The following is a 16192-nucleotide window of genomic DNA, read 5'->3' on the forward strand; positions in this document are numbered from 1 at the left end:
TCTCGACCTCGACAAGGCCGGCTTCGGGGTCGTGGCGGTGACCGGCGACGGTGCGTGCAACCCAAGGAGGCGTTCCACGAGATCGCCCGGCGCTACGGCGACACAGCCGTGGAGGAATGACCGAGTGAGATGGGCGGCAAGGCATCCAACACCGAACCCCCGAGTGAGCCACGCAAACACCGTGAGTAAATGGGCTATGACCATGGCTACCGGCCCCAGCAACTACCACGAGGCTTGTACGACTGGCCAGCTGCTACAAAGAGGGAGCGGGATTTCGTGCCATCCATTGCTGCAGTTCTCGGTGTCGGAACTGATATGCGGATCCGGCGAGGCGCAGCAGACCGGCCGCGCAGGCCCAATCCAAGAAGACTCCGAGCCTCCACGGCAGCTTTCCCCTGGAGCACAGCAGGAAGACCAAGTAGCGGCGGGCGGCTGGGGCGCCGAACGCAAACCCGGTCATGAGCCCGATCATGAACCCACACACGACCACGATCACGAGCTCGGCCCAGGTTCCGCTCGCGCCGGTGAATCCGATGTAAAGCCCGGCCGCGAACCCGTACGCGAGCGCGACCACAAACCCGAATGCAAACCCGAGTACGAGCAAGCGATAAAGATCACTACGAATGGTGACACCGGCCGCGAAACCCATGGGCCGTTCGCGCCTCATCACACGGGTGGACCGGGCGGTGAGTGCGACAGCGAGCCCGATGGCGAGCCCGGCCATAAGACCGAACATGGGGCTGAACACGAGCCCGCACGTGATCCCGACTGCGAGGCCTCGTGAAAGATCGCCGCGAATGACCTCACGGGGCAGTGCGCTCGTTGACGGCTCGCGCCCAATAGCGCGCATGAGCCCGGCCGCGAGGCCGATGACGACCCCGACCCACACCCCGAACACGAGCCTGTACCCGAGTCCGGCTGACTGCGCTGCCAGGCGTCCGACCTCGACCCCGGTCGCGAGGGCGAATCCGAGCCACAGGACGGGTCCCATCGTGATCCCGAAGGCGATTCCGAAGGCGATCCCGAACGCGAGCCCGATCGCGAGGTCGCGGCATCCGGCCTTGGTGCGCATGCGCCCCCAATGCGTGCGTGCGGGAGGGCCCACGGAAGCCCGTGCCGCGTAGCAACCGCCCGCAGCGGCCAGCCCGATGCACGTGAGGATTAGCGGCAGGGCGCTGCTGGACCATGCGAGGCCGGCCCATAGGACGATCGGCAGCAAGAACCCGGACGCGGTCAGCACGGCGTCGGTAGCCCGGACTCGGCGGGGGCCGGCAAGTGGCCACAGCTCGTGCAAGACCAGGTCGGTGCGGGGACCAGCGCTGGCCCCCGCCGGTTGTGCTGAGGCGGGGGAGTCGGTGTCCAGGTATGCGGCGAGGCGGGCGAGCCAGCGGTGGACGTCGCCCGCAGCGTAGGGTCGGCGCGGCAGCGCGTGGAGGGTGGTGACCACAGAGACGAAGCGGGCCAGCAGATGTTCGTCGAGGTCGCCGACGGTAGCGTGACGCAGCAGCTCAACGGGGTCGCCGTTTCGGGCGTAGGCGGTGGCGGAAAGGCTCAGCTGCCACGGGGTGGACAAGGCTGTGGCCAGCGGTCCGGTGGCGTCATCCTCGAGCGCCTCGAGCACCGGCCGCCAGCGTTCCGGGTTCCGGGCGCGCTGCCTCAGGTAGGCGCGAGCCACTTGCGGGGTGACGGGGTCGATGTCGATGCGTGCGGCGTCGAGCAGCCGAACCCGATCGCGCACGGCATCGTAGTGGCGGGAGCGGGAGGTCAAGATCACTGGGCCTGCCTCTCGTCCGCTTTGGTATGCGTTGAGCGCCTCCAGGCCAGCTAAGGCGCGCGGGGCATCGGGGCATGGAACGCCCTCCACCGTGCTGGGGTCCATCTCGTCCAACCCATCCAGCACCGGCAACACGCGGCCCTGTCGGACCAGTTCCTCTGCCACCCGAGCCGGCAGGTCGTAGACGTCCACTAGGTGGAGGGCCAGCAGCTGCGGCAACGGAACCGCTGGATCCCACTCGGCGAGCGAAAGACGCACCGGGACTGGATCTGCCTGCTCCCGGCTCTCCAGGAGGTCCAGCATCAGCTCCAGGGCGACGACGGTCTTGCCCGCTCCCGGCCCGCCAGTGATCACCAGCCGACGCGGCCGTAGCTGACGGTAGTAAGCAGCCACATCGGGAAGAGCCGCGGTTCCTTCGAACAAGCGCCCCGCTGCCGCTGGGACCGCCGCCGTGCGCCCTGACTCGGGGCGGAGGGTGAAGGTCAGATTGATCCTTTGCGGGTCGTCCCCGATCAGCTGCCGCCACTGCCGCTGCACGTCTTCCTTCACCAGTTCAGCGAGAGTGGCCGCCCAACCCTGTGCCAGCTGTGCCAGGTCACCCGCGGGCGGCCGCCGCTGGGCCACCACAGTGAGCCAGACGGACGCCACCCCGAGGGAGAGCCCCAACAGATCCCCAGGACTGAGCGCGTCAAGGCCGCCGCGAACGAGCTGCACCACCGCATAGAGCACGCTTACTGCCACCAGCGGCCCAACGACCCACACCAGCCACAGCCGCCATCGCCGATACCCGCGCCCTCCGATCCTCGCCATGCCTTGATCATGACCACCTCGGCACCGCCCGAGGGCGCGACATGCCGCAGCCGACGCGGGACGCCGGGGCCTCGGGCTGAACCCGGCGCCGACTGAGAGTCGGCGCCGTCGGATCACTCTCCGCCGGGATCCGGCGGGCGAGCAGGCACCGACACGGTGTCAGCCGTGGTAGTTGATGTAGCCGTTGCCGTCCGGGTCGTGGGCGCGTTTGGTGTAGGAGTGGACGTCGGCCCGGGCACCAGGCGGCTTGTAGAAGTAGATGGTGTCCTTGTCGTTGCTCCACATGAAGTTGCAGCGGCGTCGCCCGAGAGCAGCCGCTCCATGTCCTCCCGAACGCTGACGCCCTCCGGGAAGCGGTCCCAGGGCACCTCCTCGAGCAGGAACCCGTCCTTGGCCTCCGTACGGATGCCCGCCACCACCGCACGGACGTCGAGGGGGCCTCCCGCCTGATCAAGCGGATCCCCGTCCACGAACGCCCGCGCCACCGCCCGGTATGCCAGGCCGCTGTCCCACGAACTCACCGGCAAGCTGTCTGCGCGAGCCGGACTCCACCAGCGTGGCTGATCTGCGTCGCAAGTACGGGATGGTGGCCTCCAGAACCGTGTGCTCTTCGACGCATCCATCGCGTTCCCGCCTCCTGCCGCAGCTGGCTGATCACTGAAGACTCGGCTCTGACAGGCTGTCCTCCTGAGCGCGGAGGGGGAGTCATGACAGAAGTCGGTGGATGGATCTGGGAGCGCAACTTGCGGTCCTTCCTGGAGTTGCTGTCGCGCTACGTGGATTACGGCTTCGATGCCACCGACTGGGAGACGGTGGCACTGGCGGTCGAGGCGACCGACGACGAGCAGGCCAACGGCTGGTACTCGTATCCCTTGGTCGGCGAGAAGCAAGAGGTCGAGGTTCGGCTTGCCCGCTCGGTCGGTGGCGATGAGGTCTCTGTGATCGTTAACGGACTTCTGACGCCCGAACTGGAGGTCCGGGCAGACACGCTGCTGTCCGCATTCGCGACTGGCTGACCCCACGCAGGACAAGGTCAACTTGACCCGTTAGCCACATGAGGTGTCTTCCCCACGCGACAGCCGAAGGGAAGAGGCGTCATCGGTTGGTCGGAACCGGTCAGGCCGGGGCGGGCTGCAGAGCGGCGAGCGGGGACTGCCGGCCTTTCCCGACCGCGCGCAGCTGCTCCCAGTCGACCTCGGGGTGCGCGGCGACCACCGCTTCGACGGACGCCGCGGTGTAGAGCGCGACATCAACGGCCCCGGCCCGGCTCGTGCCGAAGCGGACCTCGATCGACTGCGGCGAGCGGACCCATCCGAGCCGCACCATCCAGTCGAAGTCGGCCCGGCGCGAAAGCGACGGGTTCCTGGATTCCCGGAGGGCTGTGACCGGGAACCCGAGGGTATCCGGACATCAGTCGCGTACATGGACGGTGGGTTCGGCTCGATCGTGGTTGTGCTTGGATCGCGAAGATTGCTGCTCCAGCTCACGGAGGCTCCGCCCTCGAATACTCGATGGCGGAGCCTCCGCGGTTACAGTTGCCGGTCGGCCTGACCGGGGGTCACAGCTCCTTGGCGTACGTGTCCTGGTATGCCGCTCTCCCTCCGAACACGTTGAGGCCGATGTGGCCGCTCGCGTACGTCGTGTCCGTCACGTCGATGATCCGGGTGCCGTTGAGGAACACCTGGATGCGGTCGCCCTCGGTGAGGATGCGGACGGGGTAGGTCGTGCCGCGGCGGACCAGGGCCGGGACGCGGGCGAGGGCTTTGGCATCGTCGAAGTAGCCGTTGGTCTTGGCGACCAGGCGGATCACGCGTAGGTCGGGGTCGATGTTGAGGCAGTAGGCGTCGGTGCCGTCGGAGGAGGCGCGCCAGAGGAGGGAGAGGGCGCCGCCCGTGTCCGGCGCGGGGCCGCCGAGCCGGACCAGGGTGGTGAGGTCCAGGTCCGCGGCCGTGCGGGACGAGATCGCGTTGGAGTCCTTGTCGAACCTTCCGGCGCGCCCCGCGCTGTCCGTCGACCAGAGGCCGGCGGGGGTGATCGTCAACTTGCCGAGGTCCGAGCGGAATTCGCCGCCGGCCGGGGCGGCCACCAGCGGCTTCACCCGATTCACCAGGCGGAAGGTGCTGTCGAGCCTGTGCACCTTGAGCGACTCGATGTGTGCGGTGCCGCCCTTGGCGTAGAAGGCCATGCCGTCGGCGTCCGGGCCGGGGAAGATCAGGCTGGTCACGGCGGCCTGTCCGTCCGCGCCGAATGCCTCGACCGAGGACGAGTCGACGTACACGCGCAGGGTCACGTGGCCGTCGGTCGTCTTCATCGGCGCGGTCGTGCGGCCCGCGAAGTACTGCGTGAAGTCGCTCAGGCCCGATGCCGAGCGGTCCACGAACAGTTCCTGCGCCTCGGCGTCGTATCCGACTGTCGTGTGCTGGTCGTCGTCGGTCCGGAGGCGGAAGCCGATCTCCGTGGCGGTGCCGAGGGTGATCTCGGCCTCGATCTCGTAGGCGATGCCGGTGACGCCCGCGAGCGGGTTCGCGGAGTCGGGGCCGACGGCGAGGTCCTTGCGGGTCGTGGTGGACGTGCGCAGCGTGGCCAGCTCCGGGACCGGGCGCTGTGCCAGGCGTACGCCGTCGGCGGTGTCCGTGAGGGTCAGTTCCCGGGGGGTGCTCAGCTGGCCCTTCCAGGCTCCGGTCGGGGCGCTGAAGGGGTAGTCCCAGTTGCTCATCCAGCCGAGCCAGACGCGGCGGTCGTCGGGCAGGCCGTAGAAGGACATGGCGGCGTAGTAGTCGCGGCCGGAGTCGGCGCGCAGGACCGTGCCGGCCTTCTGGTCGGGAGTGAAACCGGTGCCGTTCCAGTCACCCGTGAAGTACTGGGCGGCCGAGCCGTTCGTGGCGCGTACGGCGCCGGTGCTCAGGGTGAGGACCCACTTCACCTTGTCCTTGTCGCCGTCGACCGGGAGCGGGAAGAAGTCGGGGCATTCCCAGACGCCCGGGGTGACCCAGTCGCCGTAGCCGAAGGAGCTGACGTGGGTCCAGGTGAGGAGGTCGGTGGAGGTGAAGAAGCGGATGTGGTCGCCGCCGGAGACGACCATCAGCCACTGGTCGTGGACCTCGTCGCGGATGACCTTCGGGTCGCGGAAGGTCCAGCCCGCGTCGGGGCCTCCCGGGTTCTGCACAGCCGGGGACGAGCCGCCGTGCAGCTGCCAGGAGCGGCCCTTGTCCTTGCTGTACGCGATGCGCACGCTGGCGTTCCCGCCCGGCTTGTCCGGGTGGTAGCTCGTGTAATAGGCGATCAGGCCCGAGCCGCCGTCGAAGAGACCGGAGGTGTCGTCGGCGTCCACGACCGCGCAGCCGGTCCAGCAGTGGCCGTAGGCGTTCCAGGGCAGGGCGATCGGCAGGGGCTGCCAGTGGACGAGGTCTGTGCTGACCGCGTGCGCCCAGCGGCCCTCGTCCTGGTGGAAGAGGTGGTACTCGCCGTCGTAATGCAGCAGGCCGCAGGGGTCGCTGGTGGAGCCGGTGAGCTGGGAGTAGTGGTATGTGGGGCGGTACGGCTCGGTGAAGTAGTCGGCGGTGCCGTGGACCTCGACGTTCTGGAAGTACGACGTCCCGTGCGCGGCCGCAGTGCCGAAGGCGGCGCCCTTGGTGCGGGACACGCGGGTCTTGAGCGCCCGTACGCCGTCCACGTACACCTCGATGGTTCTGCCCGTCGCGCGGGCCTCGACGCGGTACGTGCCGCCGGACGCGATGCGCCGGACCGGGCCGGAGGCGGAGGCGAGGCGGGCGCCGGAGGAGCGGTCCAGCAGGACGACGGCGTTGCGGCCGGCTTCCAGGCGGGCTTCGTAGCCGCCGGAGCCGTTCGCGGACGCGCGCAGGACGAGGCCGGCCGAGGAGGAGCGGTCTCCGGGTGTGACGTCGGCCCTCGCCACCAGGTCGCCGTCGGTGCAGGGGGCCGTGCGCAGGCCGTTCTCGCCGCGGATGCCGCGCAGGTTGGGGGTCCAGGTGCCGGAGCGGGCCGTCCAGCCCTGGAGGCCGGTGGTGAGGTCGGCCGCGGCGATGTTCTCGAAGGACACCTCGCCGGCCGATGCCGTGACGGCAAGTCGGCCCTTGGCGTGGGTGGAGTCCTGGGCGGTGATGACGGGGCTGTAGCCGTCGGGAGAGAGGAAGTTGGTCTGCCAGTGCACGCGCAGTTCGTCGTGTTCGGCTTCGACGCGCAGGCGGTAGACCGTGTCGGCCTTGATGGTGGTCGCGTAGGTGCCGAGGGTGACGTTGCCGTCGATGCGGTAGAGCCTCAGCATGCCCTGGCCCGCGTCGACTTGGACGCCGTAGCCGTGCGTGGCCGTGGCGTCGGTGCGCACCAGCAGTGAGGCGATGGCGGAGGCGTCGTGCAGGAGCAGGTCGGCCTGGAGCGCGGTGTCGTACGTCTTGGTCGTGGTGATGGCGCGGGCGGTGGCTCCCTGGGTCGGGGCCGCGCGCCAGCCCAGCGGACTCGCCGTCCAGGTGCCGCCGCTCGTGGTCCAGCCGGTGAGGTTGGTGGTGACCGAGGAGAGGGAGGGCGGGCCGAAGGTGACCTTGCCGCCCTGGGCGAGCAGGCCCACCGAGCCGGTGTCGTGGCGGTGGTCCTCGGTGTGGAGGAGCCGCTTGCCGTCGACATGCACCGTCAGCTCGGGTCCGTCGACGGCCACTTCGAGGTCATAGGGTTTTCCTGCTTGCCCGCCCGGCAGTGGAGCGGTGGCGAGTGTGTCGCCGCCGGCCAGGTCGTAGAGCCGTATGCGGGTACGGCCCGCGTCGAGGGCGACCGCGTATCCGGTCGAGCCGTCGAGGGCGGCCCGGAACACCAACGCGCCTACGGCGGACGAGGATTGGGGCGTGACGCGGGCCGCGTACGTGCCCTTGGCCGCGAGTTGCTGCTCGGACAGGGCGAGGGCGGGCCCGCGACTTCCGGCGGTCGCCTTCTGGCCGCCGTCGGGGGTGCGGGTCCAGCTGCCGGTGACGGGGATGGGGTCGGGAATCGGGGTGGCGGCGGGGGTCGCTCCGGCGGCGCTCGGGGCGGCTGCCTGTGCTGCGGGGAGGATGCCTCCGAGAGGCAGCAGGGCGGCGGCGGTTCCTCCGGCGAGCAGGAGGGTACGGCGGGACACGCTCATGGCGGCTCCTGAGGGAGAACAGGGAAGGGTGGGCCACGGCCCGGGGGGACGTCCACCCCGCGGGCCGTGGTCGTGTGTAAGACCGTCACGGCCACAGCGGCCGGGGTCCGTCGGTGAAGGCCGACGCCATCTGCCAGGCGTCGAACCGCTCCAGGGCCACGTCACCGTCGGCACCGATACCGACGCCGACGGCCTCGTCCGGGCGGGTGGGGTAGATGCGGGCGGTGAGGGGCCGCCCGCCTGCGAAGATCTCCAGTGCGGAGTGGTCGACGAGGACGCGCAGGTCGACCCGGCCTTCGGGGTCCAACGGTAGTTCGCCGTACCGGGGTTCGGTGTCGACCGTTGGGTCGAGGCTGCTGGTCTCGCGGTGCAGTCGGAGGGTGCCGCCCGTTCCGTCGTGCGCCCTGCTCACCTCCACGACCGTGCGTTCCGCGCCGTCCGGTGTCTCGCGGAGAACGAGCCGGGCGGTCGCTCCGGGAGCGAGACGCAGGGTCGTCTCGATGTCCAGTTGGTCCCCGCGTACCGCGGGCAGCCGCGTGTACGAGTCGGCCAGCCGACCCGGAGCCACCTCTACGCCCTCCCGCCGCAGCTCGGTCAGCTCCGGCACCGGGGCCTGATGCAGGCCGCCGTCCGCAGCGAGCGTGACGACCCTCGGCAGGGACATCACACCGCACCAGCCGGCCAGCGCGTTCGCCTCGTCCGTCCGGCCCTCCTGGAGCCAGCCGAACATGATGCGGCGGCCGTGCTCGTCACGGGTGGACTGGGGGGCGTAGAAGTAGCGGCCGCCGTAGTCGAGACGGTGGAGGGCGGTCGGGGTGAAGGCGTCGCCCTGGTAGCGGCCGGTCCAGTACAGGGGGTGGTGGGTGGTGCCCTCGTCCCAGGCGGAGAAGACCAGGACGTCGGTGCTGCCGGCCTCCTCGTCCTCGCCGAGCCGGAAGAGGTCGACGCACTCCCACATCGTGCCCGTCCAGTCGAGCTCGCCCTGGTTCTGCGAGGCGTCACCCGTCAGCAGCGGGCCCACGTAGCGCCAGCTGCGCAGGTCGTCGGATTCGTACAGGAAGGCCGTTCCGCCGGCGCCCCGGATTCCCGAGCCCACCAGCTGGCGCCACACCGTGGTCTCGCCGGAGCCCTCCCGCCAGACGCAGTGGTCGCGGAAGGCCGTGATGTCGACGCCCTCGGGCGGGGCGGTGATGACGGGGTTGGCGGGGTCCTTGGTCCAGTACCTCAGATCCGCCGATCCCCTGGCCACGCAGGGGAGTTCGTGCTCGCCGTGCCTGCCCGAGTAGACGAGCGTGGGCACTCCTCCGTCGTCGACGAGGACTCCGGACCAGCAGCCGTCGCGGTCGGGGCCGGTGGTGCCGGGGACGAGGGCGACCGGCTCATCGGCCCAGTGCACGAGGTCGGTGCTGGTGGCGTGGCCCCAGTGGATGCGGTGGTGGGCGGCGGCGAGCGGGTTGTACTGGTAGAAGAGGTGGTAGACGCCGTTCCAGTGGCTAAGGCCATTGGGGTCGTTGAGCCAGCCGCCGGGCGAGGTGAAGTGGAAGCGGGGGCGGTGGGGGTCGCGCAGGGCGCGTTCGGCCAGCCCTTCGGCGGTGTGGCTGCCGGAGGGGAGGGTGAGGTCGTGGGTCATGCGGCAGTGGTCTCCGCTTTCTCAGTGGCGTCGGTGTCGTCTGTGGCCTCGCCGTCCGGCCGGTCGGTGGCCTTCAGGACGCGGCGGGCGATGTCGGAGGCGGGTGCGCGCAGATGGCAGCGCACCCAGTGGGGCTGGCCGTCGTCTTCGCCGACGATGTGGCGGACGGGCTCGGTGCGGCTGCACGTGCCGTCGTCGCCGTAGGGGCAGGACGTGGGGTTGAGGATCGCCTCGCGCAGTTTGGCGCGCTCGACGGGGTCGTAGCTGCCGGCCCGTTCGGGGTCGGGTACGGCGGACAGCAGCAGGCGCGTGTAGGGGTGGGCGGGAGCGTCCATCACCGCCAACGCGTCGCCGCCCTCGACCAGTTCGCCGGCGAACATGACCATCGTGGTGTCCGCGAGGTAGCGCGCGGAGCCCAGGTCGTGGGTGATGTAGAGCATGGCGATGTTCCGCTCGTCGCGCAGGCGCCGCATCAGGTTGAGCACGCCGACGCGCACGGAGACATCCAGCATCGAGGTCGGTTCGTCGGCCAGGATGAGGCGGGGTTCCACCGCCAACGCGCGAGCGATGGAGACGCGCTGACGCTGGCCGCCGGAGAGTTCGTGCGGGTAGGACTGGAGCATGTCCTCGGTCAGGCCGACCGTCGTCATCAGCTCGCGCAGCGCCTCTGGTGTGGCGGAGTGGCCGTGCAGGACGAGGGCCCGGGTGAGGAAGTGCTCGATGCGGTGGACGGGGTTGAGTGAGCCGAAGGGGTCTTGGAACACCATCTGGACCTTGCGGCGGTACGCCCGTGACGCCCGGCGTCGCTCGGTGCGCAGGACGTCCTCGCCGTCGAGCAGCACCTGTCCGGCGGAGGGCTGCTCGAGGCGGGCGAGGCAGCGGGCGATGGTGGACTTGCCGCTGCCGGACTCGCCGACCAGGGCGGTGATCCGGCCGGCCGGGAGATCGAAGGAGACGTCGTTGACGGCTCGGACACGGCGCCGGGAGAAGACGGTACCGACCTGGAAGTCCTTGGTCAGACCGCGTACGGACAGCAGGGGTTCGGTCATCGGGAGGCTCCTTCCGGGCTGTGGGCTCCACTGCGGGCAACCCAGCGGCCGGGCGCGACCTCGCGCAGGTCGGGGATGTTCGTGGAGCAGTCCGAGCGGTCCTCGGGACAGCGGACGTGGAAGCCGCAGCTGTCGGCGGTGCGCGGGGCGTCGAAGAGGCCGGTGAGTTCCTGGCGCGGGCCGGTCAGCGGCGGGAAGGCGTTCATCAGCGCCTCGGTGTAGGGGTGGAGCGGATGGGCGAACAGGTCCTTGGCGTCGGCGAGTTCGACGATCCGTCCGCCGTACATCACGCCCATGCGGTCCGACAGCTCGACCATCAGGGACATGTCGTGGGTGATGAAGAGGATGGAGAAGCCCAGCTCCCGCTGGAGGTCGCGGATCTGCGCCATGATCTCCTGCTGCACGACCACGTCGAGCGCGGTGGTCGGCTCGTCCATGATCAGCAGCCGGGGACGGAGAGCGACGGCCATGGCGATGACCACGCGCTGGCGCATACCGCCGGAGAGCTGGTGCGGGTACGCCTTCAGCCTTCCCGGGTCGATGCCGACCAGCTCCAGCAGCTCGCCGGCCCGCTCCCGCGCGGCCCGCTTCTTCATCCGCTCGTGGGTGGTGAAGATGTCGACGATCTGCTCGCCGACGGTCAGGACGGGGTTGAGCGAGTTCATCGCCGACTGGAAGACCATGGCGATCTCCCGCCAGCGGAAGGCGCGCAGCTCCCGTGCGTCCAGGGCGAGGACGTCGCGGCCCTGGAAGCGGATGCTGCCCGCGGTGATTTCCGCCGGGGGCTTCAGCAGTCGCATCACCGCGTTGGCGATGGTCGACTTGCCGCAGCCGGATTCTCCGGCGAGGCCGAAGACCTCTCCGGCGCCGATGGAGAAGGAGACGTCGTCGGCGCCCACGACGGTGCGTCCGTCGCCGCGGTATTCGACGCGCAGGCCGTTCACCTCAAGTACGGGTTCCATGGCTCAGCCCCTCCTCTCACGGCGGGCACGGCGGCTGCGCAGCCTGGGGTTGGTGATCTCATCGACCGCGTAGTTGACCAGCGCGATGGCGAAGGCGACGAGCGCGATGCACAGTCCGGAGGGAACGAAGGCCCACCACGTGCCGGTCATCAGCGCGCCGTCGTTGCTGGCCCAGTACAGGTTGGTGCCCCAGCTGACGACGCTGCTGTCGCCGAGGCCGAGGAACTCCAGGCCGGCCTGGGCGCCGATGCCGAAGATCACGCAGCCGAGCAGCGTGGTCATCACCACGGACGCCATGTTGGGCAGGATCTCGCGGAACATGATCCGCAGCGGGCGCTCGCCGGTGACGACGGCGGCGGCCACGAAGTCCTTGCCGCGGATCGACTTGGCCTGCGCGCGCAGGACCCGGGCCGAGCCCGCCCAGCCGGTGACGACGAGGACCAGGATCACGGTGGAGGTCCCGGGCGGTAGGAACGCGGCCAGGATGATGAGCAGCGGGAGGCCGGGCAGCAGCAGGAAGATGTTGGTGACCAGGGTCAGCGCGTCGTCCACGATGCGGCCGAAGTACGCGGACGCCAGGCCGACGACGATGGCGACCGCGGTTGCCACGAGCCCCACGGTGAACCCGACGAAGAGGGAGCTGCGCGCACCCCACAGGGTGAGGGCGAGCACGTCCTGTCCCTTGGCGGTCGTACCGAGCCAGTGCGCGGCCGCAGGGGCCTGACTGCCCGTGGAGTTGATGAGCGACGGGTCGCCCGGCGCCAGGACGGGCGCAAGCAGGGCCAGCAGCGCGAAGAGGCCGAGCAGCACCAGGCCCGTCAATGCCTTCTTGCTGTCGATGAGCTGGCGCAGCAGTCCGCGCCGGCGGGCCGGGCGTGCGGGCGCTGTCGGCGTGGTGGCCGTGGCGATCTCGATGGCGGTCATGTCGGCAACCTCCTCAGCGGACGCGGACGCGCGGGTCGAGGCGGACGTAGACGAGGTCGACGAGGAAGTTCGCGAGCAGCACCGCCGCCGTGATCGTCAGGAAGATGCCCTGCATCAGCGGGTAGTCCAGGCCCTGGACGGCCATCAGCAACTGGTAGCCGATGCCGGGGTAGGCGAACACGACCTCGGTGAGCAGCGCGCCGCCGACGACAAAGCCGAGCGCCATGCCGAAGTTGGTGACGGAGGGCAGCAGCGCGTTGCGCGCGGCGTAGCGGAACATGATCCGCGAGGGGCTGAGCCCCTTGGCCTCGGCCATCGTGATGTAGTCCTCGGCCGCCGTGGCGATCATGGTGTTGCGCATGCCGAGCATCCAGCCGCCGATGGAGACCAGCACGATGGTCAGCGCCGGCAGCACCAGGTGGGTGGCGACGTTGGAGAGGAACTCGCCGTTGAAGCCAGGGGTCAGTCCGACGTCGTAGGCGTGCCGCAGCGGGAACCAGTTCAGGCTCACCCCGAACAGGTACAGCGCGCCCATCGCCAGCCAGAAGTAGGGGAACGAGCCGACGAAGATCAGCAGGGGCGGGAAGGCGGAGTCGAGGACGCCGCCGCGCCGCCAGGCGGCGACGATGCCGAGCAGGTTGCCGGCGACGGCCGCGATGACGAGCGCGACGCCGCCGAGCAGCAGGGTCCAGCCGATCTGCGAGCCGATCACCTCGGAGACCGGGGTGGGGAAGCGGGTGATGGAGATGCCGAGGTCGCCGGTGAAGACGCTCTTGACGTAGGAGACGTACTGCTCCCAGAGGGGGCGGTCGTCGAGGCCGAAGAGTTTTCGCAGCTGGGCTATCTGGTCGGGCTGCATCGTGCCCTGGGCCTGCGCGAACATCCGGGAGACCGGGTCGCCCGGCATGAAGCGCGGGAGAACGAAGTTCAGGGTGGTGGAGGCCCAGAAGGCGAGCAGATAGAACCCCAGGTTGCGCAGGATCAGACGCACGGGTCGTGCTCCCTGTCAGTGGGGGGTGAACGTGTGGCTCGGTGCGCGGGGGCGGCCGTCCGGGGAGGAAGGCGGCCGCCGGTCCGCGGACGGCGTCAGCCCTTGACGGGCTTCAGCGACGTAAGCACGAGGATCGTGCTGCCGTTGCGGTTGCCGAGGGTGGCGTACGGGTTCTCCTCGGAGGGCCAGCCGGTGAAGCGGGCGTCCGTGTACGCGCCCCACTCGGGGCCGGTGAACAGCGGGACGATGGGCGCGTCCTTGTTGTACAGCTCCTGCAGGCCGTTCATCTGCTCGCGCTGCGACTGCTCATCCGGGGCGGCGGCGAAGGCGTCGATGAGCTTGTCGGCCTTCTTGTCGCCGAAGCGGTGGTAGTTCTCCGTGGCCTTCTCGCCGGCGGGCTTGACCATGACGGTCGACATCACGCCGCGGAAGTACTCGTACGGGGTGGCGCCGTTGTTGCTCCACACGATGCCGGTCTCGAAGGTGCCCTGCTCGTACGAGCTGACCACCGCCCCCCAGTCGGGCGTCTTCACGGTGGCGGTGATGCCGACCTTCGCGAGGTTCTGCTTGATGATGTTGGCGACCGAGATCCAGTCGGAGGAGGCGGAGCCGACGGAGATGTCGAACGTGAAGTCCTTGCCGTTCTTCAGCTTCCGCTTGCCGCCGCTCTCCTTGTAGCCGGCCGCGTCGAGAGCCTTGGCCGCCGCGTCGGTGTCGTACGTCGTCCAGGTGCAGGACGCGGCGAGGTCCTTGTCGCGCCACTTGTCGTACGTGCGGGCCAGGCCCGTGCAGTCGGCGGGTTCGGCGTAGCCGTTCATCGCAACCTTGGTGATCTGGTCGCGGTCGATCGCCATACTGAGCGCCTTGCGCACCGCCGGGTCGTCGAAGGGGGCCTTCGTGGTGTTCAGCTGCCAGTTGATCATGGCACCGGCGGGCGGGAACCAGTAGTGGTTGTGCTCCTTGTCCTTCGCGACGAAGGACTTCTCGATGTCCGGGATGAACGACTGCGTCCAGTCCACCTCACCGTTGGTGAAGGCGACGTTGGCGCTGTCGTTGCCGGAGAAGGCGAGCATCTGGATGCCGGCGATCTGCTGCTTGGCGGGCTGCCAGTATTCGGGGTTCTTGCGCAACTCGTACGACTGGGCCTGGAACTTCTCGATCTTGGTGTACGGACCGGTGGCGACCGGGTTCGGGTTGGCGAACTTCGCCGGGTCCTTCACCTTGGACCAGATGTGCTTCGGCAGGATGTAGTGGCCGCCGATCTCGTAGAAGGCGGGCGAGAAGGGCTTGCTGAAGGAGAACTTCACCGTGTGGGCGTCGACCGCGGTGACCTTGTCCAGGTAGTCGAAGCCGCCCAGCACCTTCTTCTGGAGCTCGAAGGTGTAGACGACGTCGTCGGCGGTGAGCGGCTGGCCGTCCGACCACTTGACGCCGTCGCGCAGGGTGAAGGTGAGGGACTTGCCGTCCTTGGCCTGTTCCCACTTGGTGGCCAGCCACGGTGTGTCCTTGGCGTCCGCCATGCTGTGCACGACCAGCGGCTCGTAGACCGCCTGCAGAGTCATGGGGGCGGCCTGCGGGGAGAGCGGGTTGAAGTTGCGCGTGAACGTCGCCAGGTCCTCGCGCGGGATGGTGAGCAGCTGGTTGCCGGAGGTGTCACCGGCGCCGGAGGCGCCCGAGCCACCCGTACAGGCGGACAGGACCAGGGCCGCGGCGGCGGTCGCGGTGACCGCTCTCAGGACGGCTCGGGGCCGCCGTGAAGGTATGCGGGAGGGTGCCATAATGGAGACTCTTTTCCTCTCTTCAACACACAGGGCGAAGACGGGGATGGGATTCCTCGGCGGACTGATTAGCGGTCAGACCGACGAGCGTTCGAGCAGCGGGCAGTCGATCGTCACCTGATGGGTGTCGAGCGGCTGCCCCGCTGCGAGAGCGGCAAGCATGTCGATGCCCTTGGTGCCCATGGCCTCGAAGGGCAGGGCGAGCGTCGTCAGCTTCGGCCGCAGATAGGCGGCGATGAGTTCCTGGTTGTCGAACCCCACCACGGCCACGTCGTGCGGGATGCGCAGTCCACGTTCCTTGATCGCGTCGTAAGCGCCCATCGCCATCCGGTCGTTTCCGCAGAACAGCGCGGTCGGACGGTCGGCGGCCGGGCGGTCCAGCAGTTCGCAGGCGGCGGTGTAGGCGCCGTCGGCGGTGGCCCAGCCGGGGATGACCAGGGACGGGTCGGGGGTGATTCCGGCCTCGCGCAGGGCACGTTCGTACCCCTCGCGCCTGCCGATGGCGGCCGGGATCGCCGGGTCGAGGTTGATGAGCCCGATGCGGGTGTGACCGGCGTCCAGGAGCCGGCGGGTCGCCTTGTATCCGCCCGACTCCTCGTCGGGCAGGATGCACGGCAGCTCCCCTTCCGCGTCGTAGCAGTTGACGAGCACCGTCGGCACCTCCCGGGCGGCCTTGGGGAGCGTGACGGCGCGGTGCCAGGTCGTGGCGTACAGGAGCCCTTCCACGCGGTGCTCCAGCATCTGGTCGAGCGCGGCGGCCTCCTGGGCGGGGTCGCCCTCGCTCGCGGCGATCAGCAGGAACCTCCGGTCACCCCAGGCGCGGCTCTGCGCGCCCGTGATCACCTCCCCCGCGAAGGGGCCGGTCACGATCTCGGTGATCAGCCCGAACCACCCGCTGCGGTTCGCGGCCAGCGCCCGCGCTCCGGCGTTGGGCCGGTAGCCGAGCTCGTCGATCGCCTCCAGGATCCGCCGACGGGTCTCCTCGGGGATGGCGGCGCCGGGCTTGTCGTTGAGGACGAAGGAGACGGTGGTCCGCGAGACGCCCGCGTGGCGCGCCACATCGCTCATGGTCACGCGCTGCGACTTGTTCGTGGCCACTTCCAGTCCCTTTCGGCCGACCGGAGGCGAGACACCGCCTCCGGT

At 69.6% G+C, this 16192-nt stretch carries 10 protein-coding genes and 2 pseudogenes; 1 reads left to right on the forward strand and 11 read right to left on the reverse strand.

Annotated elements, in window-relative coordinates; genetic code table 11:
- Positions 1-253: 253 nt before the first annotated feature.
- On the reverse strand, positions 254-2584 hold the full coding sequence (locus IE263_RS46570; protein WP_189944226.1) for an NACHT domain-containing protein: 2331 nt from the start codon (positions 2582-2584) through the stop codon (positions 254-256).
- Between the two features lie 159 nt (positions 2585-2743).
- Positions 2744-2887 (reverse strand): annotated as a pseudogene (locus IE263_RS46575) (lamin tail domain-containing protein); the annotation flags it as partial.
- 404 nt (positions 2888-3291) lie between these two features.
- Here IE263_RS46575 and IE263_RS46580 point away from each other — a divergent pair.
- The gene (locus tag IE263_RS46580; protein ID WP_189944227.1) at positions 3292-3600 is read left to right on the forward strand and encodes a hypothetical protein; all 309 of its coding nucleotides are present in this window, start codon (positions 3292-3294) and stop codon (positions 3598-3600) included.
- Positions 3601-3700: 100 nt separating this feature from the next.
- Here the strand turns inward: IE263_RS46580 and IE263_RS46585 are convergent.
- The 9 genes and pseudogenes from IE263_RS46585 to IE263_RS46625 form a co-directional block, all read right to left on the reverse strand.
- Positions 3701-3931: pseudogene (locus IE263_RS46585) on the reverse strand (hypothetical protein); the annotation flags it as partial.
- Positions 3932-4142: 211 nt separating this feature from the next.
- A complete protein-coding gene (locus tag IE263_RS46590) occupies positions 4143-7715 on the reverse strand; it encodes a glycoside hydrolase family 32 protein (RefSeq protein WP_189944229.1) in 3573 nt (1190 codons plus the stop codon).
- 85 nt (positions 7716-7800) lie between these two features.
- Positions 7801-9345 carry a glycoside hydrolase family 32 protein gene (locus IE263_RS46595; protein WP_189944230.1) on the reverse strand — a complete coding sequence of 515 codons (1545 nt, stop codon included), beginning with the start codon at positions 9343-9345 and terminating at the stop codon, positions 7801-7803.
- A complete protein-coding gene (locus IE263_RS46600) occupies positions 9342-10394 on the reverse strand; it encodes an ATP-binding cassette domain-containing protein (protein WP_189944231.1) in 1053 nt (350 codons plus the stop codon). The genes IE263_RS46595 and IE263_RS46600 overlap by 4 nt, the downstream gene beginning before the upstream one ends.
- Positions 10391-11356 (reverse strand): ABC transporter ATP-binding protein, encoded by a 966-nt coding sequence (locus IE263_RS46605; RefSeq protein WP_189944232.1) that lies wholly within the window; start codon positions 11354-11356, stop codon positions 10391-10393. Before IE263_RS46605 ends, IE263_RS46600 begins: the two co-directional genes overlap by 4 nt.
- Before the next feature lie 3 nt (positions 11357-11359).
- Positions 11360-12280, reverse strand: coding sequence for an ABC transporter permease (locus tag IE263_RS46610; RefSeq protein ID WP_189944233.1), 921 nt, complete (start codon positions 12278-12280; stop codon positions 11360-11362).
- A 13-nt stretch (positions 12281-12293) separates the two neighbouring features.
- Positions 12294-13271: an ABC transporter permease gene (locus IE263_RS46615; protein WP_189944234.1), complete on the reverse strand. Its 978-nt coding sequence runs from the start codon at positions 13269-13271 to the stop codon at positions 12294-12296.
- Between the two features lie 95 nt (positions 13272-13366).
- On the reverse strand, positions 13367-15049 hold the full coding sequence (locus tag IE263_RS46620; protein WP_189944235.1) for an ABC transporter substrate-binding protein: 1683 nt from the start codon (positions 15047-15049) through the stop codon (positions 13367-13369).
- Positions 15050-15124: 75 nt separating this feature from the next.
- A complete protein-coding gene (locus IE263_RS46625) occupies positions 15125-16147 on the reverse strand; it encodes a LacI family DNA-binding transcriptional regulator (protein WP_189944236.1) in 1023 nt (340 codons plus the stop codon).
- Positions 16148-16192: the final 45 nt, after the last annotated feature.

The organism is Streptomyces aurantiogriseus (assembly GCF_014649375.1).
GTDB lineage: Bacteria > Actinomycetota > Actinomycetes > Streptomycetales > Streptomycetaceae > Streptomyces > Streptomyces aurantiogriseus.